Source organism: Streptomyces boluensis (genome assembly GCF_009908195.1).
GTDB classification, from domain to species: domain Bacteria; phylum Actinomycetota; class Actinomycetes; order Streptomycetales; family Streptomycetaceae; genus Streptomyces; species Streptomyces boluensis.
The window spans coordinates 1-18385 of the sequence record NZ_JAAAHS010000030.1; the positions used below are offsets into that span (position 1 = coordinate 1).

An 18385-nucleotide genomic window follows, 5' to 3' on the forward strand; every position below is an offset into this window, starting at 1 on the left:
GCCCACGCCTCCCGCGCAGCGCACTCCGGCCAAGCCGGGTGCGCCCGTGCCGCCCGCCGCACCGGCGAAGCCGGCCGCGGTTCCCGCAGCGCGTACCGCTGCGGACGAGCCGTCCGGCACCCCGCAGATCCAGCTGATCCCGGCCTCCGCCGAGGGTGCGCTGGACGCCGCCGAAGAAGCGGTCGACCTGTTGCTCGACACCGGCCGCCCGCCCGGCGAGATCCTTGTGATCACGACGGGCGACCCGCACCCGTGGGCAGCACACGAGCTGTCCTTCGGCGCGGACGCCTACTGGGCCCAGCACGACGCCCAGGACGACGTGTTCTACGCCGGCGCTGCCGACATCGCCCGCGCGGCCACCCGCCCCGTGGTCGTCGTCGCCGTCAACGGTTCGACCGAGGGTGAGGCGGCCACCGCCCTGCCCCTCGCGCTCGGCCGTGCCGGAGCCCTGCTGATCGTCTGCGGTGACGCGCAGCGGATCAACTCGGCCCTGGGCGCCGGAGTCTGACACTCGGACGCCCGGATCCGGGTGTCCGAGCACTCGCACCCCCGGCAGGCGCATCCGAACCCTGCCGGGACACGTGAACACCTGAAGGTCCGCGCACACCGCGCGGCCTCAGGTCCGTTCACGGCTCGCACTTGCTTGGGCGCTGTCCGGTGTTGTGGCTGTGGCTGTGGCTGTCCGGCGTTGGCCGGTGGCTGCCGCCCCGGGCCGGCGGCGTGTGTGGCGAGCGTGGCGGACCCGTGCCGTTCAGCGGGCCGCGCCCCCGTGTATCCGTTCCTGCGCTCTGCCGGAGTTCTGCTGTGGCTGCGCAGTGCCATTGGTCGGCAGCCGTCGGAGCGGTGGCTGAGCCCGCTCGTGGAGCCCGACTTCCTCCTGCCCGGAGTCCTCGGACTGCCCGGAGACCGAGCCGATGTACGGCCGTCGGCCGCCTCGTCCCTCGCCGAGCACCTGCCAACCACCGCGCGTCAACGTGATGTACGCACCGCACCGCAACCCGTGCAGCGTGCAGGCATCCCGCAACCCCCACATCCAGGCGCCGTCCTCCTGCGTCCACTTCGCGTCGCCCTCCCGGCAGTAGAGCAACACAGCCGTCCGCACCGGGGTGCGGCGCCGCAGGTCGTGCGGGATGACTCGGCGCAGCTGAGCCAGCAGGGCGTTCCGGTACACCCATCCGTCCGCGCCGGTCGCCCGGCGCGAGAACGACGCGCTCGCCCGCAGCCGCTCGTCCTGATCGAGGACCGCCACCACTGCCGTTTCCGGTGTGGGCAGATGCCTGACATGCAGGCCGCTGACGACCTCGCGTGGGTCGCGCAACAGTGGGATTCCCGCGGCCGCCCACTCGGAGGGTTCAAGCACACGGGCCAGTTGGTTGGCGGAGTCGGACATCTCAGCGGGATGTGACGCTCCCGGCTCTGACGCCGCGGCGGACGGAGTGAATCCGAAGGTCACGGTCCTCCCTTCGGCTACGCGCCCACACCTGCGGGCGGGGTCGGACTGGGGAGCGCACCGCGGCACAGCACTGCCGGACCACGGACGAGCCGTGCGGGGAGCACTCCAATTCTCGCCCGCCCATCGGCCCCCAAGCAACGAGCAGTTGGGGCCGGTGCCCGTAATCGATGGGTGTGTTGTCAATATCCTGCCCCCGTTCGACTCTCATGACGCGTGGATCACCCCTGAATGGCCAGTACCAGTGGCAACACCCCCTCCGCGGAGGCCCGGCGGAGCATGCGGGTCGCCACTGCGAGCGTCCAGCCGGTCTCCGTCAGATCGTCGACGAGCAGCACCGGACCGCCGGGCGCCTGTCGCAGGCTCTCGGCCAGCTCGCCGGGAACGGTCAACGTGCCGTCCAGCGCGCGCAGTCGCTGGGCGCTGTTGCTGCGCGGCGGGCTCATGTGGTCCGCCCCCGGCACATAGGCAAGGGAGCCGAGCAGTGGCATGCGGCCGACGTTGGCGATATGGGTGGCCAGGGACTGGATGAGCTGCGGGCGCGTACGGGACGGCATCGTCACCACGCCGACCGGTCGGAGCTGAGCGTCAGGGCTGCCCGATGCCCAACCCCCGGGCCCCTTCGCCCAGTCGGCCAGGACCTCCACCACGGCTCGGGCCACATCGTCCGGAATCGCACCGTCGGTTGACTGCGGGGCCAGCATGGGGCGCAGCCGGTTGCCCCAGCCGATGTCCGAGAGGCGCCCGAGCGCGCGTCCCGTACCGGCCTGTTCGCTCGCCGGGATGCGGCCCTTGAGGTCCATGCCCACGGCTGCGAGCCCGGTCGGCCACATCTTGCGCGGCTCCACCTCGACCCCTGCGCGCCCGAGTTCGCCCCGCGCGGCGTCGAGCGATGTCGTGGAGACCTCTGTGTCGAAGCGAGGCCCCTTGCAGTTGTCGCAACGCCCGCACGGCGCTGCCGCCTCGTCGTCCAACTGGAGCCGCAGGAACTCCATTCGGCAGCCCGATGTCGTCGCGTAGTCCCGCATGGCCTGCTGCTCGGCCTCACGTTGGCGGGCGACCCATGCGTACCGCTCGGCGTCGTACGTCCACTGCTGGCCCGTGGAGATCCAGCCGCCCTTGACGCGCCGGACCGCGCCGTCCACGTCCAGGACCTTGAGCATCGTCTCGAGTCGTGTGCGGCGCAGTTCCACGAGCGGTTCGAGTGCGGGCAGGGACAGCGGGCGGCCCGCGTTCGCCAGCGTGTCCAGGGTGAGGCGCACCTGGGATTCCGGTGGGAACGCCACCGATGCGAAGTACCGCCAGATCGCTTCGTCCTCCTTGCCCGGCATGAGCAGCACCTCGGCATGCTCGACACCGCGGCCGGCGCGACCCACCTGCTGGTAGTAGGCGATGGGGGAGGAGGGGGACCCGAGATGGACGACGAATCCCAGGTCGGGCTTGTCGAAGCCCATGCCGAGCGCGGACGTGGCGACGAGGGCCTTCACGCGGTTGGCGAGCAGGTCCTCCTCAGCCTGCTGCCGCTCCGCGTTCTCGGTCTTGCCCGTGTACGAGGACACGGTGTGACCGCACTGCCGGAGAAAGGCCGTGACCTCTTCGGCCGCGGCGACCGTGAGGGTGTAGATGATTCCTGAGCCCGGCAGGTCGTTGAGGTGCTCGCCCAGCCAGGCCAACCGGCTGGCCGCATCCGGGAGTTCGAGCACGCCGAGGCTGAGGCTCTCGCGGTCCAGGGGGCCTCGGAGCACCAGTGCGTCCGACCCGCCTCCGGTGCCCAGCTGTTCGGCGACATCCGCAGTCACTCGGGCGTTGGCCGTGGCCGTGGTGGCGAGGACGGGGACGCCTGGCGGCAGGTCCGCGAGCATCGTGCGGAGCCTGCGGTAGTCGGGCCGGAAGTCATGACCCCAGTCGGAGATGCAGTGCGCCTCGTCGACCACGAGCAGGCCGGTCGCCGCGGCCAGGCGGGGGAGCACCTCGTCGCGGAAGTCGGGGTTGTTGAGGCGCTCCGGGCTCACGAGGAGGACGTCGACGGTACCCGCGGCCACTTCGGCCTGGATCGTGTCCCACTCCTCCGTATTGGACGAGTTGATCGTGCGTGCGTGAATACCGGCCCGTGCGGCGGCTTCCACCTGGTTACGCATGAGGGCGAGCAGCGGCGACACGATGACGGTCGGCCCGGCGCCCTGCTCGCGCAGCAACGAGGTCGCGACGAAGTACACCGCCGACTTGCCCCAGCCGGTGCGCTGCACGACGAGGGCCCGGCGCTTGTCGGCGACCAGTGCCTCGATGGCCCGCCATTGGTCCTCGCGCAGCCGGGCACGGCCGGTCTGGTCGCCGACGAGCCGGGCGAGTACGGCGTCGGCCGCTGTGCGGAGTTCTTCGTTGCTCATGCGTCCATGCAACCCGATGGCTCGGACATTCGGCGAATGGCCTCGGCGGCCTGTGGAAAACTTCTGACGTGTGCACGGCCAGGGTTGTCCACAGGTAAACCGGAGCCCGGGAATCCGCGACAGAGTCGCCGCATGACGAATCACAGCGAAGCCGCCGGCGGGTCCGGCGAGCCGACGATCACCTTGCGCAGCCCGGCCGAACTCGCGGATGCGCTCCCGTATTTGATGGGATTCCACCCCGACGGCAGTGTGGTTCTCGTCGCCTCCCACGGCGACCGGCGCACCTTCGGCGGGCGGGTGCGCCTGGGAATTCCCGACCAGGAGGAGGACTGGCCTTCGATCGCGGAACAACTGGTCACGTGCCTCGTGACCGGGAGCGAGCGGCGCGTGGCACGGCCTGACGGCGTGGTCGTCTTCCTCTGCCAGGATCCCCGCGACGGTGAGAGCGCCCAGCAGGCGATGGAACGGTTGCGGCCACTCGCCGCGGCCCTGTGCGCGGCTTGTGGCAACGCCGGCATCACCGTCGATGAGGCACTCTGCCTCTCCGCCGGGCGGTACTGGTCGTACGTCTGCCGTGACGCGCGCTGCTGCCCGCCGACCGGAGCGCCGATGGCGCTGCAGGGCACCTCGGTCACTGCTGCTGCGGCGACGTACGCCGGGCTTCCCATGCACGGGAGCCTGCGCCAGATGAAGGCCCGGTTCGCGCCCCGTCGAGGGGGTGGGGTGGCGGATCAGAAGTCCACCCTGGACGCCGCCTCGTCGGCCTTGGTTCCGCGCATGCTCAGTGACAACGAGGGCGAGCTGGTCGCACGGGAGACCATCGCGACGGCAGCGGGAATGATGGCCCGGCTACGTACGGCGCCACCCGTGGGCGGGGTACTGGAGGCCGATCTTCGTGACGATCAGCTGATCGGGGACCGTGAAGCGGCGGACGTGATCCTGGGCCTGCAGGTACGGGAGACGCGTGACCGGGCGGCGGAGTGGATGGAGGGCGAGGAGGCCGTCCTCGCGCTCCGGCTCTGGAGGGCGCTGGCTCGGCGCTGTGTCGCCCCGTACATGGAGTTCGCCACAGCACCACTTGCCCTCGCGGGCTGGGTCGCCTGGTCTCTCGACGACGAACCGGAAGCCAGGGTCGCCCTGGGCCTCGCCCTGGAACTCGACCCCGTCTACACCTTCGCCCAACTCCTGCACCGAGCCTGCAATCAGGGCCTCGACGTCGAGGAGGTACGGCAGTGTCTGCGCGACCAATTGCGCACACGGGACGCCCGGTCAACGGCTCGGGTGGCCGGTGCCCTGCCGGGTCCCGGCGAAGGTGACCGACCCCAACTGCTCGTACCGGACTGGCAGTCGATGTCAGGGGTCTGGCGAAGGGACACCCACGGGAGTCGCACCGCAAGGGACCCGGAAGCTGAAGGGAGGAAGCCCGAATCCCCTCTTGTGAGCCGCCCCGGAGAGGCGCCCGCGTCATCGGCCGAGCCGGGCGCACCCACAGGGAAGCCCGGTGGGTGCCAGGCCCACCACCGACCGGCCAAGGGCTCGGCGACGCGGCGTCCGCCCGGCTCTGCCACGCGCCGCAAGGGGAGGACCCGGCCCGATACGCGAGTCGATCCCGACCTTGCGGGACGGCTCAAGCGGAACATCGCCCGGCGAGGCCCGGCCGGTGCGACCGGAGGCGGACCGCGGCGGCGCGGCGGTGGACCGTCGGCCGGTCGACGACCTGGCGGCCCGGGGCGCCGGTCGGGCGGCTCCTCCTCGGCAGGAGGTGATCAAGGGAACGGGAAGTAGGGAACGGGAGGTGCGGCGTCCTCGCGGTCACGTCCTGGCCTGTTGGCACGACGGTGGATGATCCACAGCGAAGGGAGTGTTTATCGTCAGGCAGACGACTATGATCGCGGCATGTCGCCCTACGACCCGTCGGCCTTCCCGCCCTTTGCAGTCACAGTCGACCTGGTTGTGCTGACTGTTCGCCGTCACTCCCTCTGCGCGTTGGCGATCCGGCGTGGTGAGCCACCGTTCCAGGGGCGTTGGGCACTTCCGGGCGGGTTCGTGCGGGCGGACGAGGATCTCGCGACGGCTGCCGCACGGGAGTTGGCGGAGGAGACCGGGCTGCGCGCACACGATCCGGGGGAGCCGGCACCCGAGTCGGGCAACGGGGCGCATCTCGAGCAACTCGGCACCTACGGCGACCCCAAGCGTGACCCCCGCATGCGAGTGGTCAGCGTCGCGCACCTCGCACTCGCCCCCGACCTGCCCGCGCCCAAGGCGGGCGGCGATGCGAACAGCGCGCGCTGGGCACCGGTCGAGACGTTCCTCGAGCAGGATCCGGAGGGAGATCAAACAGGACCGCTCGCCTTCGATCATGCGCAGATCCTCGCGGACGGGGTGGAGCGTGCGCGGTCCAAGATCGAGTACTCCTCGCTGGCCACGGCGTTCTGCCCGCCCGAGTTCACCGTGGGGGAGCTGCGCAGGGTCTACGAGGCGGTGTGGGGCGTGGCGCTGGACCCGCGCAACTTCCACCGCAAGGTGACGGGCACGCCGGGCTTCTTGGTACCCACGGGCGGAACCACCACGCGGCAAGGTGGTCGCCCGGCGCAACTGTTCAGGGCGGGCGGCGCCACGCTGCTCAACCCGCCGATGCTGAGGCCTGAGGTCTGAGGTCGAAGTCCTCGGCACGAGTTGAGCGGCGCCCCGGTGCAGCACGCCCATCGCACCCCAGGCGCGGGCTGAAGCAGGCCCCGCCTCGCCCGCACGCACCTCGGGCCGACCTGTCACCCCGCCGTGCCCGCATGCGCTGACGTGCGCCCACCCACTCACGTACCCGTACCGCCCACACGCGAGTTCGCCACTCCACCGAACCGCAACAAACCCCTGCGCACCGCACCGCAACGAACCGCGCCCTACACGCGCACGCCCCCGAGCAGTGTGCGACCGAGCCGTACACACGGGCGAACTGCGGCCTTTCCAGGGCTGGGTGAACGGGGCGGGTGGGCGCACCCGAGGCCCGTATCTGACCGAAAAGCCGGAAATGGAGGGTTATCTTGCTGAAGTACTCACGGGGTCTGTCCGTCCCCGACCTGGCGGACTTCCCACGGCCGCCGCGCGGTCTCCACCGTCTGTGAGAGAAGCGATGATCCAGGCAACCGGACTGACCAGCAATCCTCGTCGGGGATTTCCGCCCGCAGTCGACGATGTGTCCCTCGAGGCGCGGGCCGGACACGTCACCGCCCTGCTCGGAGGCGCTGACGCGGGTACCAGCGTGGTCCTGAGACTGATGCTCGAACTGCAACCAGGCCGTGGCATCACGTACTTCAGAGGTCGTCCGCTGCGTCGCATCGCGCATCCCGCACGTGAAGTCGGAGTCCTCCTCGGTGAGGTTCCCGGGCATCCGGGGCGCACGGTGCGTGGGCAGTTGCGCATGCTGTGCGCGGCCGCCGGGGTGCCGGTGTCCCGGGCCGACGAGGTGCTGGAGGTCGTCGGCCTGGTCAGCCTCCGTGACCAGCGCCTCGGCACCTTGTCGCGCGGGATGGACCGTCGACTCGGCCTCGCCTGCGCGCTGCTCGCCGATCCGCACACGCTGGTTCTGGACTCGCCCGCTGACGGCCTCTCGGCGCGCGAGGGGCACTGGATGTACGGGATGCTGCGGGCCCATGCCGAGCAGGGCGGCGCCGTGCTGTTCACCACGAGCGACGCCAAGGCGGCGGCCCGAGCCGCGGATCACGTGGTCACGATCGAACACGGAAAGGTGGTGGCGGACCAGGGAGTCGGGGAGTTCGCCCGCACGAGATTGCGCCCCAGGGTGGCCGTCAGGTCCCCGCACGCGGCCCGTCTCGGCGCGTTGCTGACGAAGGAGGCGCGCGTGGGCCGGCGTTCGGTCGAGGTGGTGCGCGAGGACGGCAACAGGCTTTCGGTGTACGGGAGTAACTGTGCCGAGGTGGGCGAGACGGCGTTCAAGCACGGCGTCCTGATTCATCAACTCGCCGATGAGATCGGTGACTCCGGGCCACCTGAGCCCGCAGAGGTGTCGACCGGGGGCGCAACAGCGGCTGATTCGGTACCCGGCGATGCGGTATCCGGCGATGAGACTGGGACCGTAACCGCGAGGACCGGCGCGGGGACGGCAGGCCCGCACACCCTGTCCGACACCTCCAACACCTCCAACACCTCCGACACCTCCGACACCTCCAACACCTCCAACACCTCCAACACCTCCAACACCTCCGACTCCTCCAACACCTCAGATGAAGTTGGCGGAAAGGCTGCGGCGCGTTGTGGGGTCATCAGAGTCGGCAAGATGCTGAGTGGCTCAACTGGCGCCTACCGAACGGAACTCTCCCCCCTGCCGCCACCCATCACGGTCCGCCCGGCCCGCAGTCCGCTGCGCCCCCTGCGCTACGAACTGCGTCGTGCTGCCGGACTCAGCACCGGGTATCTGACGACACTCCTCGTGCTCGCCGTCTCCGCGGTCCTCGCGCTCTACCTGGCCAGGGTTGGACACACGCCGCTGCCCCGGCTGCTCGCGGCCTGGCCCTACGAACTCCCGCTCGCCCCCGCCGCGATGGGGGCGGGACTGCTCGGAGCGCTGTCGTTCGGGGACGAGTTCCGGCACCCCGCACTCGCCGCGGACCGCGGCACGGTGCCGCGGAGACTCGGCCTGCTCGCCGCCAAGCTCGTGGTCTGCTCCGGCACGGCGCTACTCCTCGCGCTGGCCACGGTGGTGGGCGACGGCCTGACGCTGCACGTCGTCTATGGCGAGGAGGTGACCCAACTGCCGCCGGACTGGCTTGAAATGGCGGCGAGTTGGGGTGCGCTCACTGTCGCGTGCTCCTGGGCCGGGCTTCTTGCGGCGGGCGTCTTCCGTTCCACCACCGCGGGGTTGGCGGCGCTGCTCGCCGTGCCGATCGTCGTCGTACCCCTGGTGGAGAAGCTCATGGAAGGGCCGTCGGCGCGGTCGGCGGCGGGTCTGCCGAGTCGGCTGCGGGACGTGATGCTCGTGCAGTGGCCGGCGAAGGGCGACCACTTCGTCGCCAGTGCGGTTCGCATGATCGCTCAACCAGTGGGCAGCGCACTGCTGTTGAGTCTTACCGCACTCCTGTGCGCCTATCTGCTGACCTCACTGCGCAGCAGGGCGAGATAGTCCCGTGCCCGAACTCGCCGCGCAGCCCTTGTGCGCAACTGCCCACGGGCTAGCGGTAGAAGGTTCGTTTCTGTCGGATAAGGCGTCAATTGCAGCGAGGTAAGCGATCACCCTTTCGTGTGCTTTTCACCAAAGACCTCAAGGGGCTTGAGCGCTGAGCCGACAAAGGATCCGTGAGTACCCTTGCGCACACCATGATGACCGCCGCCCGCTCTGCCGACTCCGGCCTCGCAGGACCGGGCGAACTCAACCGCTACTCCTACGCGGAGGCCCCCATGGCCGGTCGCGTCGGCGTCCCTTCCTGGGAAAGCTCGGATCCGGACCTGGGTCGAACCAGCCGACGCGCGGCGGGCAACCGCGGGCGCGGCCTGCACGGCCAACTCGTCCAGCAGCTTGGCCAGATGATCGTTTCCGGTGACCTCGGGGCGGACCGTCCGCTCGTTCCGGAGGAGATCGGGCAGCGTTTCGAGGTGTCCCGCACCGTTGTCCGCGAGTCGCTGCGAGTGCTAGAGGCCAAGGGCCTCGTCAGCGCCCGCCCCAATGTCGGTACGCGGGTCCGTCCCGTGAGCGACTGGAACCTGCTCGACCCGGACATCATCGAATGGCGCGCCTTCGGTCCGCAGCGCGACGACCAGCGCCGCGAACTGAGCGAACTGCGCTGGACGATCGAGCCGCTGGCCGCCAGGCTCGCCGCCGGCCACGGCCGTGAGGACGTGCAGCAGCGTCTGGTCGACATGGTCGAGATCATGGGGCACGCCCTCGGGCAGGGTGACGCCGTCACCTTCGCTCGGGCGGACTCCGAGTTCCACTCGCTGCTCATCCAGGTCGCGGGCAACCGCATGCTCGAGCACCTCTCCGGCATCGTCTCGGCCGCGCTCCAGGTCTCCGGGGGACCGGTCACCGGCTGCGACCGCCCCAACGAGACGGCCATCGCCCACCACGCGCGCATCGTCGAGGCCCTCGGCGCGGGCGACGGAGTCGGCGCCGAGACGGCCATGCGGCAGCTGCTCACCGTCCACCCGGACGTGGAGCGTGTGGTACCGGCGCCGCGCGAGCAGCACTGAGCTCGGTACGTCCGCCGTGTACGCCATGCCCGTACGTCGGCCGCGTACTCCCTTCCTCGCTCGCTTCCGTGTTCGCTCGTGTACGCCCCGGCGGTGCGCCGCCGCTCCGTACTCGTGGGCCGGAGCGGCGGCCCGCGGACCCGCCTCACGCGTCAGGGGAGTCGTCGGGACCCGCGCAGGGCCCGACGGCTCGCGTGCGCAGAGCGCTCGCTGCCGGGTGAACAGCGCGCGGAGGAGTGCGATGCGCCGGTGTGGGCACGCGTATCTGAGGGGCTATGTCCCATAGGGGTTGTAATCAATGGTTACGGGGTGTGACTCGGGCCACGCAGATTGGGCGTAACGCTCCTCCGGGTAGCGCGATGACCTAAGAGGTGACAGCCGAGGAGGGAATACAGCCGCCGCTCGCGGCGCTGTGACAGCTCCAACGCGCCGCCCGTGCCGTCGGCCAATCCCCAAGCCGTCGGTAGTCGGCTCCGGTTCCACAGTGGACGGGGCCGGAAGCCGTTTCCATCGTTCCGAGAGGTTGTTCGTGTCGGCCAGCACATCCCGTACGCTCCCGCCGGAGATCGCCGAGTCCGAGTCTGTGATGGCGCTCATCGAGCGGGGAAAGGCTGAGGGGCAGATCGCCGGCGATGACGTGCGTCGGGCCTTCGAAGCTGACCAGATTCCGGCCACTCAGTGGAAGAACGTTCTGCGCAGCCTCAACCAGATCCTCGAGGAAGAGGGTGTGACGCTGATGGTCAGTGCCGCGGAGTCGCCGAAGCGCCCCCGCAAGAGCGTCGCAGCGAAGAGTCCGGCCAAGCGCACCGCTACCAAGACCGTGGCGGCCAAGACGGCGACGGCGAAGAAGGCCACGGCCACCGCCGCGACCGTCTCGTCCGCAGCCGAGGCATCGGCCGACGAGGCCGCCCCCGCGAAGAAGACCGCCGCCAAGAAGACGACGGCCAAGAAGGCCGCGGCGAAGAAGACCGCAGCGAAGAAGACGACGGCCAAGAAGGGCAAGAAGGACGACGAACTGCTCGACGGCGACGAGCCGATCGAGGAGACGTCGACCGCGGCCAAGCCCGGCGAGGAAGAGGAGGAGACCGGCGGCGAGGCCAAGGGCTTCGTCCTCTCCGACGACGACGAGGACGACGCTCCTGCGCAGCAGGTCGCCGTCGCCGGCGCCACCGCCGACCCGGTCAAGGACTACCTCAAGCAGATCGGTAAGGTCCCGCTGCTCAACGCCGAGCAGGAGGTGGAGCTCGCCAAGCGCATCGAGGCCGGTCTGTTCGCCGAGGACAAGCTGGCCAACGCCGACAAGCTCGCGCCGAAGCTGAAGCGTGAGCTGGAGATCATCGCCGAGGACGGGCGCCGCGCCAAGAACCACCTCCTGGAGGCCAACCTCCGTCTGGTGGTCTCCCTGGCGAAGCGCTACACCGGCCGCGGCATGCTCTTCCTGGACCTGATCCAGGAGGGCAACCTCGGTCTGATCCGTGCGGTCGAGAAGTTCGACTACACCAAGGGCTACAAGTTCTCCACGTACGCGACGTGGTGGATCCGTCAGGCCATCACCCGCGCCATGGCCGACCAGGCCCGCACCATCCGTATCCCGGTGCACATGGTCGAGGTCATCAACAAGCTCGCGCGCGTGCAGCGTCAGATGCTCCAGGACCTGGGCCGCGAGCCCACCCCGGAGGAGCTGGCCAAGGAACTCGACATGACCCCTGAAAAGGTCATCGAGGTCCAGAAGTACGGTCGTGAGCCCATCTCCCTGCACACCCCGCTCGGCGAGGACGGCGACAGCGAGTTCGGTGACCTCATCGAGGACTCCGAAGCCGTCGTCCCGGCGGACGCGGTGTCCTTCACCCTCCTCCAGGAGCAGCTGCACTCCGTCCTGGACACGCTCTCCGAGCGTGAGGCGGGCGTCGTGTCCATGCGGTTCGGTCTCACCGACGGTCAGCCGAAGACCCTCGACGAGATCGGCAAGGTCTACGGCGTGACGCGTGAGCGCATCCGTCAGATCGAGTCGAAGACCATGTCGAAGCTTCGGCACCCGTCGCGCTCCCAGGTGCTGCGCGACTACCTCGACTAGGTCACGCACAGTTCGTACGCGGCAAGGGCCCGGATTCCGTGAGGATTCCGGGCCCTTCCGCGTGCGCGGGTGCGCACCGCGCGCGCGTGGTCGACGCTGAGCGAGTCACTGCAACTCAGCGTCAGGAGTACGTATGCGCCGTCGTCCCTTCGTCAGAGCGCTGTCGGGTGCGCTCGCCCCGCTGTCGGCGGCGGTCGTGCTGCCTCTGGCCGCCCCCGCTCCGGCGGCGGTGGCCGACAGCGTGGTGGTCGGCGGCAAGCCGGTCCAGGCGGCTGAGCACCCGTGGGTCGTGGCGGTGGCCAGCCGTGACCGGTTCGGTGGTACCCGGTCGGGGCAGTTCTGTGGTGGCGCTGTGGTGGGCACGCGAACGGTGCTCACGGCCGCGCACTGCCTGAGCAGGGAAGTCCTCGGAGTCCCGCTGAACGAGGTGCGTGACCTGGAGATCATCGCGGAGCGCGGCGACCTGGAGGCGGCCGGCGGGCGCGAGGTGGCCGTGCGCCGGGTGTCGGTGAATCCGGAGTACGACAGCATCACCAACGCCGGGGACGTGGCGGTCCTGACGCTGGCCAAGCCGCTGCCCGCCGCATCCGTGATCCCCATGGCGGGGCCGGGGCACTCCGCGTACGAGCCGGGCAGGACGGCCTCGGTGTACGGCTGGGGCGACACCACAGGCAAGGGTGACTACGCGCGTACGCTGCGTGCCGCCCAGGTTCGGGTGCTCTCCGACGCCGTGTGCGAACAGGCCTACCCCGGCACCACCGACGGCAAGTACCTCGCCGACTCCATGCTGTGCGCGGGCGAGGAGAGCGGTGGGAAGGACGCTTGCCAGGGGGACAGCGGTGGTCCGCTGGTGGCGGGCGGTCGGCTGATCGGCCTGGTGTCGTGGGGCAGCGGCTGCGGCCGACCCGGCAATCCCGGCGTCTACACGCGGATCTCCGACGTACTGCCTCTGGTGTCGGACGAGCAGCGCCTGTCGGAGCCGGTGGCCGGGCAGTAGGCGCGGGTCACCGTCACGGGCGTACGAGAGCGGGCGGTCACCCCTTCGTGGAGGGGTGACCGCCCGCTGTGCCGGCCCTGGGCCGGTGCTGGCTCGTCGTGATGCGAAGAGTGTCAGCGTTCTTCGTCGTTGGTTGCCGGGACGGCGGTCAGCCGCTCCGTCTCGTCCTGTATCTCAGCGGCGATCTTCTTGAGTTCCGGCTCGAACTTGCGGCCGTGATGGGCGCAGAAGAGCAGTTCACCGCCGCTCATCAGGACGACGCGCAGGTATGCCTGGGCGCCGCAGCGGTCGCAGCGATCAGCGGCCGTCAGGGGGCTCGCGGGGGTCAGAACAGTAGTCACGTCGCCTCTTCTCTAGCTCGACGAGCTGTCGTACCAGGGTCAACATCCAACCAGGCCGAAAACGTTCCCGCTCGAGGCTTTTCCTCGAAAAAATCTTCCGAGGCGGCTGTCTGCTGCCGGTTGGCGGCGAATGTGCCGTATTACGTCTTCTACGGTTTTCGCGTGGTTTGCAGAGTTACTTGCCGTATCCAGTTGTGGTTCATGCTTGGCCCTCCCCGGTCGTGGCGCGACCGGTTGTTCATGAGGACGTGCCCGGAGCCTAAATGGTTCATGCCTGGTTGGGAACGTGATGTGCGCATCACCCCATCGAGGGATCGAACATCCATACGACCCTGGACTACGCTGCAGTGAGTCGAGGGTGGCGTTACATCGGCTCTACCAGGCCTCGGTACCCTCTGAGCGACGCCCGATGACGACTCTCTCTCCAGAGGGTCCCAATTGAAATTCAGCGAGGAGCGAAACGCGTGACCGCCGAGACGTCCGTGTCGTCCACAGAGCTGCTGTCCGGGGCAGACCGGGACGGTTCCAATTACACCGCGCGGCACCTGCTCGTCCTCGAGGGGCTCGAAGCGGTACGCAAGCGTCCGGGCATGTACATCGGCTCGACGGACAGTCGCGGCCTGATGCACTGCATCTGGGAGATCATCGACAACTCCGTGGATGAGGCCCTCGGCGGCCACTGCGACCTCATCGAGGTGATCCTCCACGAGGACGGATCCGTGGAGGTGCAGGACAACGGCCGCGGCATCCCCGTGGACGTCGAGCCCAAGACCGGCCTCTCCGGGGTCGAGGTCGTCATGACCAAGCTGCACGCGGGCGGCAAGTTCGGCGGCGGCTCGTACGCGGCCTCCGGCGGTCTGCACGGCGTGGGCGCCTCCGTGGTCAACGCGCTGTCGGCCCGGCTCGACGTCGAGGTGGACCGCAACAGCAAGACGCACTCCATCAGCTTCCGGCGCGGTGTGCCCGGCCTCTTCACCCAGGACGGCGCTGAGGCCCCCTTCGACCCGGCGAACGGCCTGGTCAAGGGCAAGCGGATCCCCAAGAACCGCACCGGTACGCGCGTGCGCTACTGGGCGGACCGTCAGATCTTCCTCAAGGACGCCAAGCTCTCCCTGGAGACGCTGCACCAGCGCGCCCGCCAGACCGCGTTCCTCGTGCCGGGTCTCACCATCATCGTGCGCGACGAGCGGGACCTGGACGGGATCGGCAAGAGCGAAGAGACGTTCCGTTTCGACGGCGGCATCAGCGAGTTCTGCGAGTTCCTCGCCCAGGACAAGCCGATCTGTGACGTGGTGCGGCTGTCCGGGCAGGGCACCTTCAAGGAGACCGTCCCCGTACTCGACGACCGCGGTCACATGACGCCCACCGAGGTCACCCGTGAACTCGCGGTCGACATCGCGCTGCGTTGGGGCACGGGGTACGACACGGCGATCAAGTCCTTCGTGAACATCATCGCCACCCCCAAGGGCGGCACCCACGTCAGCGGCTTCGAGCGCTCGGTGACCAAGACGGTGAACGAGGTCCTGCGCACCCAGAAGCTGCTGCGGGTCGCCGAGGACGACATCGTCAAGGACGACGCTCTGGAGGGCCTGACCGCGGTCGTCACGGTGCGCCTCGCCGAGCCGCAGTTCGAGGGCCAGACCAAGGAAGTCCTCGGCACCTCCGCGGCCAACCGGATCGTGGCCAATGTCGTGGCCAAGGAGCTCAAGGCGTTCCTGGCCTCCACCAAGCGGGACGCCAAGGCGCAGGCGCGGGCGGTCCTCGAGAAGACCGTCGCCGCCGCTCGTACGCGGATCGCCGCACGCCAGCACAAGGAGGCGCAGCGGCGGAAGACGGCGCTCGAGTCGTCCTCGCTGCCCGCGAAGCTCGCCGACTGCCGCAGTGACGACGTGGACCGCAGCGAGCTGTTCATCGTCGAGGGGGACTCCGCGCTCGGTACGGCCAAGCTCGCCCGGAACTCCGAGTTCCAGGCCCTCCTTCCGATCCGCGGCAAGATCCTCAACGTTCAGAAGGCGTCCGTCTCGGACATGCTGAAGAACGCTGAGTGCGGCGCGATCATCCAGGTCATAGGAGCCGGGTCCGGGCGGACCTTCGACATCGACGCCGCGCGCTACGGCAAGATCATCCTCCTGGTCGACGCCGATGTGGACGGCGCCCACATCCGTGTTCTGCTGCTCACGCTGTTCCAGCGGTACATGCGGCCGATGGTGGAGGCCGGCCGGGTCTTCGCCGCGGTGCCGCCGCTGCACCGGATCGAGCTGGTCCAGCCCAAGAAGGGCCAGGACAAGTACGTGTACACGTACTCGGACAACGAACTCCGGGCCACGCTCCTCGAGTTCGAGCGTAAGGGTGTGCGCTACAAGGACTCGATCCAGCGCTACAAGGGCCTCGGTGAGATGGACGCGGACCAGCTCGCGGAGACCACGATGGACCCGCGCTTCCGCACTCTGCGTCGCATCAACATCAGCGACCTGGAGGCCTCGGAGCAGGTCTTCGATCTGCTGATGGGCAATGAGGTGGCGCCCCGCAAGGAGTTCATCACCAGCTCGGCGGCGACCCTGGACCGGTCGCGTATCGACGCCTGAGGGCTCAACTCGGCTTCTCCCGCCGCTCCTTCACCTTCCGGGTGGAGGAGCGGCGGTTTTTTGTGCCCGAGGTCGCTCAGCTCGCGCAGTCCGTCCCGAATCGGGCAGTTGGTCATCCGATGGGGTGAAGAGGCGGGATTGAGGTGTCTGGATCTTCATGTTCTGCCCATGCTTGGGCGCGCGGCCCAAGTGTGCCGCGGACGAGGAGAGTTCGGTGGAGAAGCACGAAGATCGCGTTGCCGGGAGGGTCCGGCTCAGCGATCCAGGTGGGCTGGGTGACCCCTGGCGAGACGCGTCGGCCTCAGGGTGGGGCGAGTTGGACGGCACCGGGGCGCCCGCGTCCGCTCTGCCGCACGCGCGCGGGGTGTCGCAGCAAGCGGACCAGAAGCCCACCACGAGGGCGGCAGACATCTATCTGGAGGTGCAGGGCAGCCCGGCCTTCCAGGAAGTCCGCCGTCGGTACCGGCGGTTCGTCGTGCCCGCCTGCGCGGCCTTCTTCGCCTGGTACGTGGCGTACGTCGTGGCCGCGACCGCCGCTCCCGACCTGATGGCGCGGCCGGTGGCCGGCGCGGTCAATGTGGCGATGGTCGCGGGACTCGGACAGTTCCTCTCCACGTTCCTGCTCACCTGGGCGTACGCGCGGCACGCGAGATTACGACGGGACCACGCGGCGCTCGAACTGCGCTGGGACACCCAGGAATTGACCAGGGGGGTCCAGCGGTGAGCGGGAACCATCAGACCCTGGCGCTCGTTCTGTTCAGTGTGTTCGTCGCGGTCACGCTGGCGATCACCACCTGGGCGAGCCGTAAGCGGCACGGCACGGCAGAGGAGTTCTACGCGGGCGGCCGCCTCTTCTCCCCGTTGGAGAACGGTTTTGCCATCGCCGGCGACTACATGTCGGCGGCCTCGTTCCTCGGCATCGCGGGACTCATCGCGCTGTACGGCTACGACGGGCTGCTCTACTCCGTGGGCTTCCTCGTCGCCTGGCTCGTCGTGCTGTTCCTGGTGGCCGAACTCGTGCGCAACTGCGGCCGGTTCACGCTCGCGGACGTCGTCGCGGCCCGGATGAGTGAACGCCCGGTGCGGATCGCGGCGGGAACTTCTTCGGTCACCGTGTCCGTTCTCTATCTGGTGGCGCAGATGGTGGGGGCGGGCAGCCTGGTCGCGCTGCTGCTCGGTGGGACCAGCGGTGCGGCGCAGTCCTGGACCGTCGTCGGAGTCGGCGCGCTCATGGTCGTCTATGTGTCGTTGGGAGGGATGCGGGCCACCACGTGGATCCAGATCGTCAAGGCAGTGCTGCTGATGGCCGGAGCCATCACGCTCACCGTGCTCGTCCTGGTGCGCTTCCACGGCGACTTCAACCAGTTGCTGAACACGGCCGCTGAGCGCAGCGGTCACGGTGCGAAGTTCCTCGGCCCCGGGCTGAAGTACGGCGGCAGTTGGACGGCCAAGTTCGACTTCATCAGCCTCGGACTCGCCCTGGTGCTCGGTACGGCGGGGTTGCCGCACATCCTGTCGCGCTTCTACACCGTGCCCACGGCGCGGGCGGCGCGGCGCTCGGTCGTCTGGTCCATCGCGCTCATCGGCAGCTTCTACCTGATGACGGTCGTGCTCGGGTTCGGTGCCGCCGCGATCGTCGGGTCGGACGCGGTGCGCCGCTCCAACCCCGCGGGGAACACGGCGGTTTCGCTGCTCTCGCTCGATCTGGGAGGGGGCGCGGACTCGACGGGCGGCACGGTGCTGTTCGCCGTTGTCGCGGCCGTCGCGTTCGCCACGATCCTGGCCGTGGTCGCGGGCATCACGCTCGCCTCGTCGGCGTCCGTGGCGCACGATCTGTACGCCTCGCTGCGGAGCAGGCGCAAGCCCCCCGCCTCACCGCGCAGCGAGGTCGCGGTCGCGCGGGTCGCGGCCGTGGGCATCGGTCTGGTGGCCATCGCGCTCGGCCTGCTCGCCCGGGATCTGAACGTGGCGTTCCTGGTGGGGCTCGCCTTCGCCGTCGCGGCGTCCGCCAACCTGCCGGTACTGCTGTACTCGCTGTTCTGGCGCGGCTTCACCACGCGCGGCGCCGTCTGGTCGGTGTACGGGGGCCTCGTGCCCGCGCTCGTCCTGGTCGCGCTCTCGCCGGTGATGTCCGGCAGCCCCGAGTCGATCTTCCCGGGGCTCGACTTCCAGGTGTTCCCGCTCCAGAACCCCGGCCTCGTATCCATCCCGCTCGGCTTCGCGGCCGGCTGGATCGGCACGGTGACGTCCACGGAGCCCCCGGACGAGGCGAAGCACGCGGAGGTCGAGGTGCGGTCGCTGACCGGGGCGGGCGCCGTGTAGTCCTGAGTCGAGGCCGGCTGCCAGGAGGGGC

At 69.5% G+C, this 18385-nt stretch carries 13 protein-coding genes; 10 read left to right on the forward strand and 3 right to left on the reverse strand.

Annotated elements, in window-relative coordinates; genetic code table 11:
* Positions 1–46: 46 nt before the first annotated feature.
* Positions 47–508 carry a hypothetical protein gene (locus GUY60_RS06720; protein ID WP_161694846.1) on the forward strand — a complete coding sequence of 154 codons (462 nt, stop codon included), beginning with the start codon at positions 47–49 and terminating at the stop codon, positions 506–508.
* Positions 509–751: 243 nt separating this feature from the next.
* Here the strand turns inward: GUY60_RS06720 and GUY60_RS06725 are convergent, their stop codons facing one another.
* Together GUY60_RS06725 and GUY60_RS06730 are read right to left on the reverse strand one after the other, a co-directional pair.
* Positions 752–1453: a hypothetical protein gene (locus GUY60_RS06725; RefSeq protein ID WP_312866208.1), complete on the reverse strand. Its 702-nt coding sequence runs from the start codon at positions 1451–1453 to the stop codon at positions 752–754.
* Positions 1454–1671: 218 nt separating this feature from the next.
* Positions 1672–3837, reverse strand: coding sequence for a RecQ family ATP-dependent DNA helicase (locus GUY60_RS06730; protein ID WP_161694808.1), 2166 nt, complete (start codon positions 3835–3837; stop codon positions 1672–1674).
* A gap of 132 nt (positions 3838–3969) precedes the next feature.
* Here GUY60_RS06730 and GUY60_RS06735 point away from each other — a divergent pair, with 132 nt between their 5' ends.
* From GUY60_RS06735 to GUY60_RS06760, 6 genes are all read left to right on the forward strand, one after another.
* Positions 3970–5622: a DUF4192 domain-containing protein gene (locus GUY60_RS06735; RefSeq protein WP_187369951.1), complete on the forward strand. Its 1653-nt coding sequence runs from the start codon at positions 3970–3972 to the stop codon at positions 5620–5622.
* A 111-nt stretch (positions 5623–5733) separates the two neighbouring features.
* Complete coding sequence (locus GUY60_RS06740; protein ID WP_187369952.1) at positions 5734–6492, forward strand: NUDIX hydrolase; 759 nt, start codon at positions 5734–5736, stop codon at positions 6490–6492.
* 472 nt (positions 6493–6964) lie between these two features.
* A complete protein-coding gene (locus GUY60_RS06745; RefSeq protein WP_161694812.1) occupies positions 6965–8971 on the forward strand; it encodes an ATP-binding cassette domain-containing protein in 2007 nt (668 codons plus the stop codon).
* 173 nt (positions 8972–9144) lie between these two features.
* Complete coding sequence (locus GUY60_RS06750; RefSeq protein WP_161694814.1) at positions 9145–10035, forward strand: FadR/GntR family transcriptional regulator; 891 nt, start codon at positions 9145–9147, stop codon at positions 10033–10035.
* A 529-nt stretch (positions 10036–10564) separates the two neighbouring features.
* The gene (locus tag GUY60_RS06755; protein ID WP_161694816.1) at positions 10565–12109 is read left to right on the forward strand and encodes an RNA polymerase sigma factor; all 1545 of its coding nucleotides are present in this window, start codon (positions 10565–10567) and stop codon (positions 12107–12109) included.
* 133 nt (positions 12110–12242) lie between these two features.
* Complete coding sequence (locus GUY60_RS06760; protein WP_161694818.1) at positions 12243–13106, forward strand: serine protease; 864 nt, start codon at positions 12243–12245, stop codon at positions 13104–13106.
* Between the two features lie 113 nt (positions 13107–13219).
* Here GUY60_RS06760 and GUY60_RS06765 read toward each other — a convergent pair whose 3' ends face one another.
* Complete coding sequence (locus tag GUY60_RS06765; protein WP_161694820.1) at positions 13220–13447, reverse strand: DUF7455 domain-containing protein; 228 nt, start codon at positions 13445–13447, stop codon at positions 13220–13222.
* Between the two features lie 464 nt (positions 13448–13911).
* On the opposite strand from GUY60_RS06765, the gene GUY60_RS06770 reads away from it, so the two are divergent.
* The 3 genes from GUY60_RS06770 (at position 13912) to GUY60_RS06780 (ending at position 18354) form a co-directional block, all read left to right on the forward strand.
* Positions 13912–16032 carry a DNA gyrase/topoisomerase IV subunit B gene (locus GUY60_RS06770; protein ID WP_161694822.1) on the forward strand — a complete coding sequence of 707 codons (2121 nt, stop codon included), beginning with the start codon at positions 13912–13914 and terminating at the stop codon, positions 16030–16032.
* 157 nt (positions 16033–16189) lie between these two features.
* The gene (locus tag GUY60_RS06775; RefSeq protein ID WP_161694824.1) at positions 16190–16756 is read left to right on the forward strand and encodes a DUF485 domain-containing protein; all 567 of its coding nucleotides are present in this window, start codon (positions 16190–16192) and stop codon (positions 16754–16756) included.
* The gene (locus GUY60_RS06780) at positions 16753–18354 is read left to right on the forward strand and encodes a monocarboxylic acid transporter (RefSeq protein ID WP_161694826.1); all 1602 of its coding nucleotides are present in this window, start codon (positions 16753–16755) and stop codon (positions 18352–18354) included. The genes GUY60_RS06775 and GUY60_RS06780 overlap by 4 nt, the downstream gene beginning before the upstream one ends.
* Positions 18355–18385 lie beyond the last annotated feature (31 nt).